General features: G+C 53.4%; 13 protein-coding genes. 7 read left to right on the top strand and 6 right to left on the bottom strand.

Translation table 11 applies throughout. The features are described 5' to 3' along the window. Positions 1-115 precede the first annotated feature (115 nt). The 3 genes from glnD (at position 116) to C0557_RS03360 (ending at position 4,159) form a co-directional block, all read left to right on the top strand. A complete protein-coding gene (gene glnD / locus C0557_RS03370; RefSeq protein WP_208657485.1) occupies positions 116-2,791 on the top strand; it encodes a bifunctional uridylyltransferase/uridylyl-removing protein GlnD in 2,676 nt (891 codons plus the stop codon). Positions 2,792-2,823: 32 nt separating this feature from the next. Then, positions 2,824-3,648 (top strand): 2,3,4,5-tetrahydropyridine-2,6-dicarboxylate N-succinyltransferase, encoded by an 825-nt coding sequence (gene dapD / locus C0557_RS03365; protein WP_043954944.1) that lies wholly within the window; start codon positions 2,824-2,826, stop codon positions 3,646-3,648. Between the two features lie 121 nt (positions 3,649-3,769). Further along, entirely contained in the window at positions 3,770-4,159 is a 390-nt protein-coding gene (locus C0557_RS03360; protein WP_007373219.1) for a DUF3461 family protein, read from the top strand. A gap of 42 nt (positions 4,160-4,201) precedes the next feature. Here C0557_RS03360 and cdaR read toward each other — a convergent pair whose 3' ends face one another. The 3 genes from cdaR to dgt form a co-directional block, all read right to left on the bottom strand. Continuing rightward, on the bottom strand, positions 4,202-5,359 hold the full coding sequence (cdaR, locus tag C0557_RS03355) for a DNA-binding transcriptional regulator CdaR (RefSeq protein WP_007373218.1): 1,158 nt from the start codon (positions 5,357-5,359) through the stop codon (positions 4,202-4,204). A gap of 158 nt (positions 5,360-5,517) precedes the next feature. Beyond that, on the bottom strand, positions 5,518-6,954 hold the full coding sequence (gene degP / locus C0557_RS03350) for a serine endoprotease DegP (RefSeq protein ID WP_074775082.1): 1,437 nt from the start codon (positions 6,952-6,954) through the stop codon (positions 5,518-5,520). Positions 6,955-7,089: 135 nt separating this feature from the next. Next, complete coding sequence (gene dgt, locus C0557_RS03345) at positions 7,090-8,604, bottom strand: dGTPase (protein ID WP_208657484.1); 1,515 nt, start codon at positions 8,602-8,604, stop codon at positions 7,090-7,092. 107 nt (positions 8,605-8,711) lie between these two features. On the opposite strand from dgt, the gene mtnN reads away from it, so the two are divergent. From mtnN to C0557_RS03330, 3 genes are read left to right on the top strand one after another with little or no spacing between them, the layout of a single operon-like run. Further along, positions 8,712-9,410: a 5'-methylthioadenosine/S-adenosylhomocysteine nucleosidase gene (gene mtnN, locus C0557_RS03340; RefSeq protein ID WP_064568395.1), complete on the top strand. Its 699-nt coding sequence runs from the start codon at positions 8,712-8,714 to the stop codon at positions 9,408-9,410. Then, the gene (btuF, locus tag C0557_RS03335; protein ID WP_208657483.1) at positions 9,403-10,203 is read left to right on the top strand and encodes a vitamin B12 ABC transporter substrate-binding protein BtuF; all 801 of its coding nucleotides are present in this window, start codon (positions 9,403-9,405) and stop codon (positions 10,201-10,203) included. The genes mtnN and btuF overlap by 8 nt, the downstream gene beginning before the upstream one ends. Before the next feature lie 14 nt (positions 10,204-10,217). Beyond that, positions 10,218-10,841: a TRIC cation channel family protein gene (locus C0557_RS03330; RefSeq protein WP_208657482.1), complete on the top strand. Its 624-nt coding sequence runs from the start codon at positions 10,218-10,220 to the stop codon at positions 10,839-10,841. Between the two features lie 61 nt (positions 10,842-10,902). On the opposite strand, the gene C0557_RS27345 is transcribed toward C0557_RS03330, so the two are convergent. The 3 genes from C0557_RS27345 to clcA form a co-directional block, all read right to left on the bottom strand. Further along, entirely contained in the window at positions 10,903-11,475 is a 573-nt protein-coding gene (locus C0557_RS27345; RefSeq protein ID WP_253073778.1) for a response regulator transcription factor, read from the bottom strand. A gap of 391 nt (positions 11,476-11,866) precedes the next feature. Beyond that, positions 11,867-12,211: an iron-sulfur cluster insertion protein ErpA gene (gene erpA, locus C0557_RS03320; protein ID WP_007373210.1), complete on the bottom strand. Its 345-nt coding sequence runs from the start codon at positions 12,209-12,211 to the stop codon at positions 11,867-11,869. An 82-nt stretch (positions 12,212-12,293) separates the two neighbouring features. Continuing rightward, positions 12,294-13,700 carry a H(+)/Cl(-) exchange transporter ClcA gene (gene clcA / locus C0557_RS03315; RefSeq protein ID WP_208657481.1) on the bottom strand — a complete coding sequence of 469 codons (1,407 nt, stop codon included), beginning with the start codon at positions 13,698-13,700 and terminating at the stop codon, positions 12,294-12,296. A 169-nt stretch (positions 13,701-13,869) separates the two neighbouring features. On the opposite strand from clcA, the gene hemL reads away from it, so the two are divergent. After that, entirely contained in the window at positions 13,870-15,150 is a 1,281-nt protein-coding gene (gene hemL, locus C0557_RS03310) for a glutamate-1-semialdehyde 2,1-aminomutase (RefSeq protein ID WP_208657480.1), read from the top strand. The last annotated feature ends 38 nt before the right edge of the window (positions 15,151-15,188 follow it).

Genomic DNA, 15,188 nt, shown 5'->3' with positions numbered 1-15,188 from the left:
GGCCGTTTTTTTTGCCCTTTTTCCGCCAGCGTCATAGATATAAACGACTTTTCATTTCTTACCATCTCTTTTAATTTGTCTATACATAACCCCGCATGCCGAATGGGTGGCGATAATGAGTAATCTCTCTTCCGAACAGTTTGTCAGTACAGTACAACCCACCCTTCCCGGCCAGCCAGCGTATCCTGGCACCTGGTCCCAGGACGAATTGCAGTGCGCCAGCATTAAAGCGCACATTGACGCCTTTCAGCAGTGGCTGGGGCACGTTTTCGACGCAGGCATTTCCGCGGAACAACTGATTGAAGCCCGCACTGAATTTATCGATCAACTTTTGCAGCGCTTGTGGCTGGGGTACGGTTTCGGTGAAGTCGGCGATATCGCGCTGGTTGCGGTAGGCGGTTACGGTCGGGGTGAATTGCACCCCTTATCGGATATCGACCTGTTGATTCTCAGCCGTAACAAACTTCCCGATGAGCAGGCCCAGAAAATCGGCGAGCTACTGACGCTGCTGTGGGATGTGAAACTGGAAGTTGGCCACAGCGTACGCACGCTGGCTGAGTGTTTGCAGGAAGGGCTATCGGATCTCACGGTCGCCACGAACCTGATTGAATCGCGGCTGCTGATTGGCGATGTCGCGCTGTTTCTGGAATTGCAAAAGCACATCTTTAGCGATGACTTCTGGCCTTCCGAAACCTTCTTCCCGGCCAAAGTGGTGGAGCAAAACGAACGCCACCAGCGCTATCACGGCACCAGCTATAATCTTGAACCGGATATAAAAAGTAGCCCTGGCGGGCTGCGCGACATCCATACATTGCAGTGGGTCGCTCGCCGTCATTTTGGCGCAACATCGCTGGATGAAATGGTCGGTTTCGGCTTTTTGACCGAAGCCGAACGCAATGAGCTGAATGAATGTTTGCACCTGCTGTGGCGGATCCGCTTTGCGTTGCATCTGGAGCTAAATCGCTACGACAACCGCCTGCTTTTTGATCGGCAGCTCAGCGTTGCCCAACGTCTGAATTATGTAGGCGAAGGCAATCAGCCGGTTGAGCATATGATGAAAGATTTCTTCCGCGTCACGCGCCGCGTCGGCGAGCTGAATCAGATGCTGCTGCAACTCTTTGACGAAGCGATTCTGGCGCTGACTGCCGATGAAAGGCCGCGCGCGATCGATGATGAATTCCAGCTACGCGGCACGCTGATTGACCTGCGCGATGAGACGCTGTTCATCCGCGAGCCGCAGGCGATTTTGCGCATGTTTTATATCATGGTGCGCAACAGCACGATTACCGGAATCTACTCCACCACCCTGCGCCATCTGCGCCACGCGCGTCGCCATCTGACGCAGCCGCTGTGTTATATCCCGGAAGCGCGCTCGATTTTCCTCAGCATGCTTCGCCACCCCGGCGCGGTCAGCCGCGGACTGCTGCCGATGCACCGCCATAGCGTACTGTGGGCGTATATGCCGCAGTGGTCGCACATTGTTGGTCAGATGCAGTTTGACCTGTTCCACGCCTATACCGTGGACGAACACACCATCCGCGTGTTGCTGAAGCTGGAGAGCTTCGGCAAAGAAGAGACGCGCAATAAGCACCCATTGTGCGTGGAGCTGTGGCCGCGCCTGACGCACCCGGAGCTGATCCTGATTGCCGCCTTGTTCCATGATATCGCCAAAGGTCGCGGCGGCGATCACTCGGTGCTCGGCGCGCAGGATGTATTGAAATTTGCGGAATTACACGGGCTGAACTCGCGGGAAACCCAGCTCGTTGCCTGGCTGGTACGCCATCACTTGCTGATGTCGGTCACCGCACAACGCCGCGATATTCAGGATCCGGAAGTGATCAAACAGTTCGCCGAAGAGGTGCAAACGGAGAACCGCCTGCGCTTCCTCGTCTGCCTGACCGTCGCGGATATTTGCGCCACCAATGAAACACTGTGGAATAGCTGGAAACAGAGCCTGTTGCGCGAACTCTATTTCGCCACCGAAAAACAGCTGCGCCGCGGCATGCAAAACACGCCGGATATGCGCGAACGTGTGCGCCACCATCAGTTGCAGGCGCTGGCGCTACTGCGAATGGACAATATTGATGAAGAGCAACTGCATCAGATCTGGGCGCGCTGCCGTGCCAACTATTTTGTTCGCCACAGCCCAAATCAGCTTGCCTGGCATGCGCGACACTTATTGCAGCACGATCTGAGCAAACCGATGATCCTGCTGAGCCCGCAGGCAACGCGCGGCGGTACCGAGATCTTTATCTGGAGCCCGGATCGGCCGTACCTGTTTGCCGCCGTCTGCGCCGAACTCGACAGACGCAACCTCAGCGTCCATGACGCGCAAATCTTTACCACGCGTGACGGCATGGCGATGGATACCTTTATCGTGCTGGAACCGGATGGCAGCCCGCTCTCCGCCGATCGTCACGATGCTATCTGTTTCGGGCTGGAACAGGCGATTACCCAGCACAGCTGGCAGCCGCCGCAACCACGTCGCCAGCCGGCTAAATTACGCCACTTTACGGTGGATACTGAGGTCAATTTCCTGCCGACACATACCGACAGAAAATCGTTCCTGGAATTGATTGCTCTTGATCAGCCAGGCCTGCTGGCGCGGGTCGGTCAGGTGTTCGCGGATCTGGGAATTTCGCTGCATGGCGCCCGAATTACAACCATTGGTGAGCGAGTAGAAGATTTATTCATAATCGCAACTGCCGACCGGCGTGGCCTTAATAATGCGCTGCAAAAGGAGGTACAACAACGGTTGACAGAGGCCCTCAATCCAAACGATAAAGGGTGATTGATTTTTTACACTGATGGAAAGAGTAAACAATGCAGCAGTTACAGAACGTTATTGAAGCGGCTTTCGAGCGTCGCGCAGAGATCACCCCGGCAAATGTGGATACCGTCACCCGCGAAGCGGTAAATCAGGTTATTGCCCTGCTCGATTCCGGCGCACTGCGTGTCGCAGAAAAAATCGAAGGCCAGTGGGTCACTCATCAATGGCTGAAAAAGGCCGTTCTGCTCTCTTTCCGCATTAACGATAACCAGGTTATCGACGGTGCGGAAAGCCGCTACTTCGATAAAGTACCGATGAAATTTGCCGACTATGACGAAGCGCGCTTCCAGAAAGAAGGTTTCCGCGTGGTTCCGCCAGCAGCGGTTCGTCAGGGCGCATTTATTGCCCGCAATACTGTGCTAATGCCGTCTTACGTGAACATCGGCGCCTATGTTGATGAAGGTACGATGGTGGATACCTGGGCGACCGTAGGTTCCTGCGCGCAGATTGGTAAGAATGTTCACCTCTCTGGCGGCGTCGGTATTGGTGGTGTTCTGGAGCCATTACAGGCAAACCCGACTATCATTGAAGATAACTGCTTTATCGGTGCGCGTTCAGAAGTGGTGGAAGGCGTTATCGTTGAAGAAGGTTCGGTTATCTCGATGGGCGTTTATATCGGCCAGAGCACGCGAATTTACGATCGTGAAACTGGCGAAGTGCATTACGGCCGTGTACCGGCTGGTTCTGTGGTTGTTTCCGGCAACCTGCCGTCTAAAGATGGCAAATACAGCCTGTACTGCGCTGTAATCGTGAAGAAAGTTGATGCCAAAACCCGTGGCAAAGTAGGTATTAACGAACTGCTGCGCACCATCGACTAAGTCTTTCCCTCTCCCTGTTTGGGAGAGGGTGATATATCCCGCCTTTTTTGCATTTTCATGTGGCAAAAATAGATTTTTTCGTTAATTATTCATAGGTTATGTTGAGCTTAAGGGTACCGCTATGTACGATAATCTGAAAAGTTTAGGCATCACCAATCCTGATGAAATCGATCGCTATAGCCTCCGCCAGGAAGCGAACAACGATATTCTGAAAATCTATTTTCATAAGGACAAAGGCGAGTTTTTTGCCAAGAGCGTCAAATTCAAATACCCCCGCCAGCGTAAAACAGTTGTCGCCGACGGTGTAGGACAAGGCTATAAAGAGGTGCAGGAGATCAGTCCTAACCTGCGCTATGTGATTGATGAGCTGGATCAAATCTGCCAGCGAGATCGCACTGAAGTTGATCTGAAACGTAAGATCCTTGACGATCTGCGCCATCTAGAAAGCGTAGTGACCAATAAGATTAATGAAATCGAATCCGATCTTGAGAAACTGACCCGCAACAAATAAGTCCATTTCGCCGGGTGGAGTCTTCCCTCACCCGGCAAAATATCAATGTTGTTCATCCAGTTGCAGCGCCACGTACAGCAGCAACCTGTCATCGAAATTGCCCAAATCAAGCCCCGTCAGCTCAGAGATACGATTCAGACGATATTCCAGCGTGTTTCGGTGAATAAACAGCGCCTTCGATGTTGCCAGCGGTTGCACATTGTGACGAAACCAGGCCGCCAGCGTACGGCGCAGTAACCCGTTGTTGTCCATCGCTTTTAAACGAGACAATGGACGCGCCAGTTCATTGGCCTGCCAGCCGCCGCGCAAACTGTCGAGCAGCACCGGCAGCATTAAATCCTGATAAAAGTAACTGCGGTTTTCCGGCATACGCTGTTTGCCCACCATCATGGTGGTACGCGCCGTGCGATAAGAGCGGGCAATGCTGCCCGGCCCGGTGAAATAGTTGCCCAGCGCGACACGAAAGCGTAGCTGGCCATTCTCTTTCATACGGGTAATCAACTGTTCTACACGTTTGCGGTGATCTTCCGCATCCCAGCGACCAAACTGATTGAGCGCCGGTTTCAGCACCACCATTTCAGTCAGCGAGACAATCGCAATCAGATTGTTGCGTTCCGGCGTCGTCAGCGCATTTTGCAGTTGCTGTAGCTCAGCCATTGCGCTATCCACGCCCAACTGACCGCTGTCCACTTCCACCACCGCAACGACACGTGGCTGATTTAAATCTATGCCGAGGCGCTGCGCCCACTCAGTTAACGCCGGAGTGTGCTCTTCAGCCTGGATCAGATTCATCACCAACTCTTCGCGCAGGCGACTATCCTGCGCCAGCAGATGCATCAGACGAGACTGTTCCAGCATCATTTCGGCGGTCATACAGACCAGTTCGCCATATTTACGTAGCGTTTCCGGTTCGCCGGTCAGACCGATAACGCCAACAATTTCCCCTTCAAGACGCAGTGGCAAGTTGATGCCCTGACGTACGCCATGCAGATGGCGGGCAACCGCATCGTCAATATCGACAACACGCCCCTGGGAGAGAACCAATAGCGCGCCTTCGTGCAATTCACCAATTCGTTCACGATCGCCACTACCGATGATGCGACCACGTGCATCCATGACGTTAATGTTCGTATCGATGATGCGCATCGTCCGCGCCACGATATCCTGTGCCATTTTAGTATCAAGATGCCAGCCAGCCATGTAACCCTCCCCTGTGCAGAGCCCAAGCATATGGGAGAAAGCCCTGGCAATCACTGTGCAAATGCACAAAGCAACATTCGGAAGTATGGAGTTGTGGAAGGCTTCACAAAACGGGAGGAGGGCTCTCTTCCCCGCATGGAGGAAGAGAGCCTGGCAGGTTACTGCATCAACAGATAGATGGAAGTATCACCACGCTGAATGTTCAGCGCCAGTACGGAAGGTTTGCTGTCGAGAATTTTGCGCAACTCGGCGATATTTTTCACCGGTTGCTGGTTCGCGCCAACAATGACATCACCTTTTTTCAGGCCAATCTGCGCCGCCTGGGAGTTGGCTTTCACCGAATTCACCACCACGCCGCCATCTTTGCCTTTATTGCTCATTTCTGCGCCATCAATTCCGCTGAAAATAGTGCTGGAATCAACCTGATTCTGGCTGCTCTGTTGCAGTTCCAGCGTAATGTTCACCGGTTTGCCATCACGCAACATGCCCAGTTCAACTTTGCTGCCAATCGGCATTGAACCCACTTCAGCACGCAGTGCGGCAAAGCTACTGATAGGCTTGCCGTTAAGCGAAGTAATCACATCGCCCGCTTTCACACCGGCTTTCGCGGCGGCAGAATTCGGCATAACCTGGCTGACAAACGCCCCGCGCTGCGCATCGACTTTCATCGCTTTCGCCAGCTCAGAGTTCAGCTCGGTGCCCATAATACCCAGTTCACCACGGCGAACCTGACCGAACTGAACCATCTGCCCGGTAAGGTTTTTCACCATATTACTTGGGATGGCGAAGCCGATACCGATGTTGCCGCCGTCCGGCGCAAGGATCGCGGTGTTGATACCAATCAGCTCACCGTTCAGGTTCACCAGCGCACCGCCGGAGTTCCCGCGGTTAATCGCCGCATCGGTCTGGATAAAGTTTTCATAGTTTTCCGCATTCAGGCCGCTACGGCCCAGTGCGGAAACAATCCCGGAGGTCACGGTTTCGCCCAGACCGAACGGGTTACCAATCGCCACGGTGTAATCGCCCACACGCAGCGCATCAGAGTCGGCAATCTTAATCGCCGTCAGGTTTTTCGGATCCTGGATTTGAATCAGCGCGATATCTGAACGCGGATCTTTACCCACGACTTTGGCGTCAAATTTGCGCCCATCGCTCAGTTGTACCTTGATAGTATTCGCGTTATCCACGACGTGGTTGTTAGTAACGACATAGCCTTTCGCTGCGTCAATAATTACCCCGGAACCCAACGCCATAAATTTCTGCTGCTGGCTGTCGGCGCCGCCCTGACCACCCTGGCCGCCGCCCTGGCAGAACGGCGAGCCCTGGAACGGTGATCCATCCTGGCAGAACGGTGAATTATCACCGAAGAACTGCTGGAAGTTGCGCGGCATACGCGGTGTGTTCACCGTGGTGCTGCCTTCAACGTTGATACTCACGACCGATGGCATAACTTTTTCCAGCATCGGCGCGAGGCTTGGCATTTGCTGCGATGTTGTCGCTGAAGATGCCGTTTCCGCTGCCATAGCCGACAGAGGGGACAGCGCTAAACTTAAACTCAGGGCCAATGCACTCATTGCTAACGTGGTTTTTTTCATGTCTCTCAATCTCATTACCGATTAACGCAAACTGCTGTGTATGTGTCACTCAGAGTCGATTTATAGCCTGAAGTTCAGGAATCAAGTGTCTGGAAAAAGTAAAAATTTATTGGCAGTCTTTACAATTCAAACACGTTATTCCACGGCCATCATCCGTCTGTATTCGTCCCATGAATATAGATCTGTCATACCGCTAATATAGTCCTGGATTAATCGACAACGGTGATAATACTCCAGCACCGGATACACCAAATCATCGGACGATAATTTGCTGACCGCCTCGACATATGCGAGCCGGTGGCGCGTCGAAAGTTTATGAAACAGGCGCGATTCAATCGGGAAACGACGCAAACGTTCTTTTTCCACCAGCTCGGTAAAATCCGCCAGTGATAATTGCAACAACGGGCGGTAAATTTCCAGCAACCCGCTAATCACGCGATAACCCTGTAATTCCAGTTGCTCGACGTCCGGGTGGCTGAACACCTGTTTAATGGCGACATTTTTATATAATTCAAGTAGCTGGCTAAAGTCGCTATCATCCTCCAGCAAAGCGTGGTTGAATTCTCCGCTGAAAATTTGCGGCAGATTATCGATAAATCGTTGTGCGGCGTAGGGCACCAGTTTATTCAGCGTGTTCACCCGCAAATACATGAAGAACTGATCTTCTGCGCTGCGGCTCATAGAATTAACGCGGGATTTGTCCCACGCATTTTCGACAACCTGAGCAAACAGCGATCCTTTTTCATGTTCGCCCCAGGCATCATAAAGATGCTGATAAAGTTGCTCGGCAGTGAAAATACGTTTCTCAACGGCATCTTCCAGATCGGCGACACAATAAGAGATATCGTCGGCAGCCTCCATTATCCACGTCAAAGGGAAGCGGCTGTAAGTATCGAGATCTAATTCTTTACGTAAGCGCGCAACATACGCTTCCTCGGAAAAATAATAACCCGGCTTTTTCATTAAATAACTGTGCGAAGCTGGCGGTTCTCCAACCCACCACGCGGGACGGGTATATTTTAAAATACAGCCCACCTGCGCCCAGGTCAGATTCATTCGCATTAATGTATGCACCAGACGAATGCCCTGCGCATTACCTTCAAAATGGCTTAAATCGTGACGAACCTTGCAGCGCAGCGCGTTAAGTTCGTCCTCCCCTTCGCGCAGACGTAGTGCCACCACTTCGCAGCGATCGTCAGATGATGGCTGTCCGACAGCATCATCGGGTGACAAACGCTGGCGGAACCAGTCATTAATGGCCGCTTCGCCAAAATGACCAAATGGCGGGTTGCCAATGTCGTGCATCAGGCAGGCCATTTCGACGATGCTTTCGAAGGGCCCGGTCAGTTCATCCAGGCCATACGTTTCCAGCAGGCGCTGCTCTTTCAGACGGCTGAGGATCTCTTTGGCGATATAGCGCCCCACTTGCTGTACTTCCAGCGAGTGCGTCAACCGCGTACGAACCGCCGCATTTCGCTCCAGCGGGAAGACCTGCGTTTTTTGCTGCAAGCGCCGGATAGCGGGAGAGTTGATGATCCGCCCGCGATCGCTTTCAAAAATACGCAGAATTTCACGTTCGGTTTTCACGCCCTGCGGCGAACGATAGCGGCGGCGCCAGTTTATCTTGTTGCGAAAATCGATCTCTGCCATTTCCTCTCCTGTGCGAAGCGTCACGGGATATCATTACAATCCTGTATGCCATGATAGACTATGCCCTGGAAACGTAATTCTGTCCTATCACATTAGCGAGTATCTCCATGAAAATTGGCATTATTGGTGCAATGGAAGAAGAAGTTACGCTGCTGCGTGACAAAATCGAAAACCGTCAAACGCTCAACGTTGGCGGCAGCGAAATCTACACCGGTACGCTGAATGGCACAGACGTCGCGCTGCTGAAATCAGGCATTGGTAAAGTTGCCGCAGCGATGGGCGCGACCCTGCTGCTGGAGCGTTGCCAGCCGGACGTGATTATCAATACCGGTTCCGCTGGTGGCCTTGCACCGACGCTGAAAGTGGGCGATATCGTGGTGTCTGACGAAGCGCGTTATCACGATGCCGATGTCACCGCATTTGGTTACGAATATGGTCAGCTTCCGGGCTGCCCGGCCGGTTTTAAAGCCGATGACAAACTGATTGCGGCGGCGGAAGCCTGCATTAATGAACTGGATCTGCATGCTGTGCGCGGGCTGATCGTCAGCGGCGATGCCTTTATTAACGGCTCCGTTGGCCTGGCGAAAATCCGTCACAACTTCCCGCAGGCGATTGCCGTGGAAATGGAAGCTACCGCCATTGCTCACGTTTGCCACAACTATGGCATTCCGTTCGTGGTTGTGCGCGCCATCTCGGACGTTGCCGATCAGCAGTCCCACCTCAGCTTTGATGAGTTCCTGGCCGTGGCGGCGAAGCAGTCCAGCCTGATGGTTGAAACTCTGGTGCAGAAACTGGCTCGTGGTTAATTATTTTTTCAGGGTGCTTGCCGCCCTGCTTGTTCTGATGCCGGCGTGGTTGTTCGCCGCGCCGCGCGTCATCTCCCTCTCCCCGGCCAATACAGAACTGGCATTTGCCGCAGGCATCACCCCCGTTGCCGTCAGCAGCTATTCTGATTACCCGCCCGCAGCGGCAAAAATTGAGCAGGTTGCCAGTTGGCAAGGCATCAACCTCGAACGCATTGTCGCGCTGAAGCCCGATTTGGTACTGGCATGGCGCGGCGGTAATACGGAGCGTCAGGTCAACCAGCTAAAACAGTTCGGTATCACCGTAATGTGGGTGGATAACATGACCATTGAGCAGGTAGCGGATACGCTGCATAAACTGGCGCCCTACAGCCCAAGGCCGCAACAGGCAGAACAAGCGGCTCAACATCTGCTCGCCGAATACCAGACGCTAAAATCCCGCTATGCCAGCCAGCCCAAAAAACGAGTCTTTCTGCAATTTGGCACGCAACCGCTGTTTACCAGCGGAAAAGCGTCAATTCAGAATGAGGTTCTGGAGCTTTGCGGCGGGGAGAATATTTTCGCCGCCAGCCGCGTGCCGTGGCCGCAGGTAAGCCGTGAACAGGTGCTTGCGCGGCAGCCGCAGGCGATTGTTGTCGCGGGAGAAGTGGACGAAATCCCCAAAACTGAACAGTTCTGGCAAAACCAGCTGAATGTACCGATTATTTCTCTGCACGGTGACTGGTTTGAACGGGCAAGCCCGCGTATTATCCTCGCCGCTCAACAACTCTGTACTGCCCTTGCGCAGGTGAAATAACTGGGGAATCAACCATGTTGGTTTACTGGCTGGATATTATTGGTACCGCCGTATTTGCGATCTCGGGCGTTTTGCTGGCCGGGAAATTACGTATGGACCCCTTCGGCGTGCTGGTGCTTGGCGTCGTGACGGCGGTGGGCGGCGGGACCATCCGCGATATGGCGTTAGCGCACGGGCCAGTATTCTGGGTGAAAGATCCTACCGATCTCGTCGTCGCCATGGTGACCTGCATGCTGACGATTGTGCTGGTACGTCAGCCCCGGCGTTTGCCCAAATGGATCCTGCCGGTGCTGGATGCAGTGGGATTAGCCGTTTTTGTCGGTATCGGCGTCAACAAAGCGTTTATCGCCGAAACAGGGCCGCTTATCGCTATCTGTATGGGCGTATTGACCGGCGTTGGCGGCGGGATCATTCGTGATGTGCTGGCGCGCGAAGTGCCGATGATTCTGCGCACCGAAATCTACGCGACGGCCTGTATTGCCGGTGGGATTGTTCACGCCACGGCGTTTTATTTCTTTGCCGTGCCGCTGGAAACCGCCAGTATGCTGGGCATGGTGGTGACGCTGGTTATTCGCCTGGCAGCAATTCGCTGGCATCTGAAGTTACCGACCTTTGCGCTGGATGATGCCGGGCGCTGATCGGCAGCCCGGATTAGCGCCTCAGGTGCAGATTGTTCTGCTGTTGATGGTCAGCCTGTTTTCAAAGCAGGCTATGAATATAAAAATATTTAATGAGTTCGCTATTATTACGCAAATTCAGTTTTTTCATTGCGTTCATTTTTTGGGTAGCAACAGTACTTATAGCCCGGCAACGCTTTTCAGCAATCTCAAGTAAGCTGTATCCCTCAGAGAACATTTTTATCACTTCCCACTCTTTCTTTGACAATCTCTCGTATTTACGGCCATATAATTGCCCCGTAATATAATCCGAAATATATTTCTGCTGTATTTCCGGATTTAATACGTGCTCAATTGCCTGTTTCAGCTCAGCCGAACTATCGCTCATGCTAATAATTGCATCAACATTCATCTTTACCAGTTGGTCAATGATATGTGCATCGGCTTCCAACAAAATCAACAGGACTTTGCTGCCAGCGGCAACCGCATCGTCTGTTGTTTGCCGCAAACTCTGGCTGGTATTGTTGATGATAGTAAACCATGTGCTGAGGTCGAGAATAATGAGATCAACAGGCCGTGCGCCGGTGATTTGCAAAAGCGCATCGTAATTCTTAAATACGCTAAATGTAATTTCAATATTCTTATTATCCGGCACGCATTCTATCAGCAGTTTGTTTAGTATGTTGAATTTATTTAGCAGTGCTATATTAATACTTTGAAGACAATTATGCATCCATGCCTCACTAAAGGTCCTTCCTGGTCAAACATTACTATTGCGGGTTTGTCTGTGAGTAACAAAAGCAGATACTAACACTTCCCAAAAAGTTGTCGCTGAAATAATCACTGTCATCTTGAAATTAAGAAAATTATACCGTTAAAATTAATTCTTATATTTTCATAGCAAAAATAAAAACAGTTTATATCCAAAATATTAATTAGCATGACGCGATGTTATAGCTCAGAGACAATGATAAACACATCTGGATCGGTGAAAACAAAAAAGCCGCGTCGATAAACGCGGCTTTTTTACGGGCAGCAAACGGTTCTCAGATGCTGAAAGAGGAACCACAGCCGCAGGTGCTGGTCGCATTCGGGTTGGTTACCACAAAGCGGGAACCTTCCAGGCCTTCGGTATAATCTACCGAGCCGCCTACCAGATATTGCAGGCTCATCGGATCAACCACCAGGCCAACGCCCTGTTTCTCGATAGTCATATCACCATCGTTGATTTGATCGTCAAAGGTAAAACCGTACTGGAAGCCGCTGCAACCACCACCGGTGATGTAGACACGCAGCTTCAGATTCGGGTTATCTTCGTCCGCAATCAGGTTCTTTACTTTGTTGGCTGCTGCGTCGGTAAACTCCAGCGGCAGCGCTACGTCATCACTCATGTCTTGCTCCCAATTGATACTGCGATCTGGGCAAATATTAACCCGATCTTTTCGGCTATTATCCAGTATGCAACTAAATCGTTCAAGTATTCTCCCGCTCTATATGAGGATCCGCGCTGGCAGATTGCCTAGCAAGCGTACGTGCCAGAATAGCGGAATAGAGCGGTTTACCGCCAAGAAACTGCGCTAACAGCGTCGCACCAAGGCAGGTAATGATCATTGGCAATATAAGCTGATAATTGTCTGTCATTTCCAGAACCAGCACGATCCCGGTCAGCGGCGCGCGTAACGACGCCGCCAGCAACGCCCCCATTCCGGCAATGGCAAACGTCCCGGCATCTAACTGATAATGCGGGAAGAGAATCGCGCTCGCGCTGCCGAACGCCATCCCCAGGACCGTCCCCAGCGCCAGCATCGGCGCGAAAATACCGCCCGGCGCGCCGGAACTAAAACAGAGCAAGGTGGTGACAACGCGGGCAAGGAAAATGAGCAGCAGCACGCCGACGGTATAATTGCCCGCCGTCGCTATCGGGATGAGGGCAAAACCGCCGCCGGAAAGCGCCGGCGCAACCAGCCCTAAAACGCCGCACGCGCCGCCAACGATGCCACCAATCAGCACCCACTTCCCGGTGTGTCCGCCATGAAGTCGCTGAAACAGATCCTGGGTACGCAGCACTAACGCATTAAACAGTGGGCCGACGCAACCAAACACCATCCCCAGCAGCAGATAGAGCCACAGCGTGTTCACTGGCGCATTGCTGAGTTTGCCGACATCGATCACCGCCGCCTCGCCGTTAAACAGCCGGAACACAATGCTCGACATGATCACGCCGGTAAACACCGCTTTAATCGAGATCAGGTTGTAGTGAAACTGCGAGCGCATCTCTTCAATGATGAACAGAATCCCCGCCAGCGGCGCGTTAAATGCCGCTGAAAGCCCGGCCGCGGCACCGGTCGCCAGCAGCGTATGGCGGGCTTCACCGCTGCGCAGGCGAAACAGATCGCCCACCATTCGCCCGATATTGCCGCCGATCTGCACCGTGGGCCCTTCACGCCCCAGCACCATACCCGCCCCCAGCGTTCCCATGCCGCCGATGAATTTCACCGGCAGCACGCGCCACCAGCGCACCGGGCGAAGTTCTTCCAGCGCGCCTTCAATTTCAGGAATACCGGAACCGCCCGCCTCCGGCGCAAAGCGCCGCACCAGCCAGTAGCCCATCATCGCCAGACACGCCGAAGCGATAAACGCCAGCGGCCAGACCAGCGCACTGTTCGCCACCTGTCCCAGTGCGCCGATACGCGCATTCAACACCGCGTTGACCGCTTTCTCAAACGCCACGCCAACCAAACCCGTCAGCGCACCGGCTATTGCAGCCACCACTAAAATTGCCAGCGGCGTTTTATCGCGTTGCAGCATTTGACGCACGATATTCCGTCGACGGCGCTGCTCAACCTGTTGTTGTTCGAATGAGGGAGTCTCTGCTTGCATCTGATTTTCTATAGATCATACAAAAGAGGTATTGTAACCAGCGACTGCCGCCGCGTCGCGGGGGAATGTCCTGCAAAATATGTCGTTTCACCGGGGCAAAACTTTCATAACATTCGTGTAATCACATAGAATGACCGGCATTGAATTTTCCACGAACCAGGAATGAAAGATGAATAAGTCTGAAGAACTCTTTAACGCAGCGCGCGAACTGATCCCCGGCGGTGTCAATTCACCGGTACGCGCCTTTACCGGCGTCGGTGGTACACCGCTGTTTATCGAGCGTGCTGACGGTGCTTATTTGTATGACGCCGACGGCAAAGCCTATATCGATTACGTCGGTTCCTGGGGGCCAATGGTACTTGGGCATAACCACCCGGCCATTCGCAACGCCGTTATTGAGGCGGCCAGCCGCGGGCTGAGTTTTGGCGCACCAACAGAGATGGAAGTCAAAATGGCCGCGCTGGTGACCGAACTGGTACCCACCATGGATATGGTACGCATGGTGAACTCCGGTACGGAAGCCACCATGAGCGCCATCCGCCTGGCGCGCGGCTTTACCGGCCGCGACAAAATCATCAAATTCGAAGGCTGCTACCACGGCCATGCCGACTGCCTGCTGGTGAAAGCCGGTTCCGGCGCGTTGACCTTAGGCCAGCCGAACTCACCGGGCGTTCCGGCTGATTTCGCCAAACACACGCTGACCTGCACCTATAACGATCTTGATACTGTTCGCGCGGCCTTTGAACAGTATCCACAGGATATCGCCTGTATCATCGTTGAGCCGGTTGCCGGCAACATGAACTGCGTACCGCCGCAGCCGGAATTCCTGCCAGGACTGCGTGCGCTGTGCGACGAATTCGGCGCGCTGTTGATCATTGACGAAGTGATGACCGGTTTCCGCGTTGCGCTGGCGGGTGCGCAGGCTTATTACGGCGTCGAGCCGGATCTGACCTGTCTGGGCAAAATTATCGGCGGCGGCATGCCGGTAGGCGCGTTTGGCGGGCGCCGTGAGGTAATGGACGTGCTGGCACCGACCGGCCCGGTCTATCAGGCCGGCACACTCTCTGGCAACCCGATTGCGATGGCTGCGGGTTATGCCTGCCTGACCGAAGTGGCGCAGCCGGGCGTTCACTCCACGCTAACCGAGCTGACCACGCAACTGGCCGACGGTCTGCTGGAAGCTGCGCAGCAGGCGGGCATTCCGCTGGTCGTTAACCACGTAGGCGGCATGTTCGGCCTGTTCTTTACCGATGCGCCAGCCGTGACCTGCTATCAGGATGTGGTGAAGTGCGACGTTGAACGCTTTAAGCGTTTCTTCCATCTGATGCTGGAAGAAGGCATTTATCTTGCGCCGTCAGCGTTTGAGGCGGGCTTTATGTCCGTGGCGCACAGTGAAGAGGATATCGATAACACTATCGATGCCGCACGTCGCGTTTTCACGAAGCTGTAATGGTTTTAGCCCTCTCCCCGGTGGGGAGAGGGAAAAGA

It is taken from the genome of Kosakonia sp. MUSA4 (genome assembly GCF_013085925.1).
Classification (GTDB): Bacteria; Pseudomonadota; Gammaproteobacteria; order Enterobacterales; family Enterobacteriaceae; genus Kosakonia; species Kosakonia sacchari_B.
Note: the sequence above shows the minus strand (reverse complement) of the source record. Positions and strands in the feature narration are given on the sequence as shown.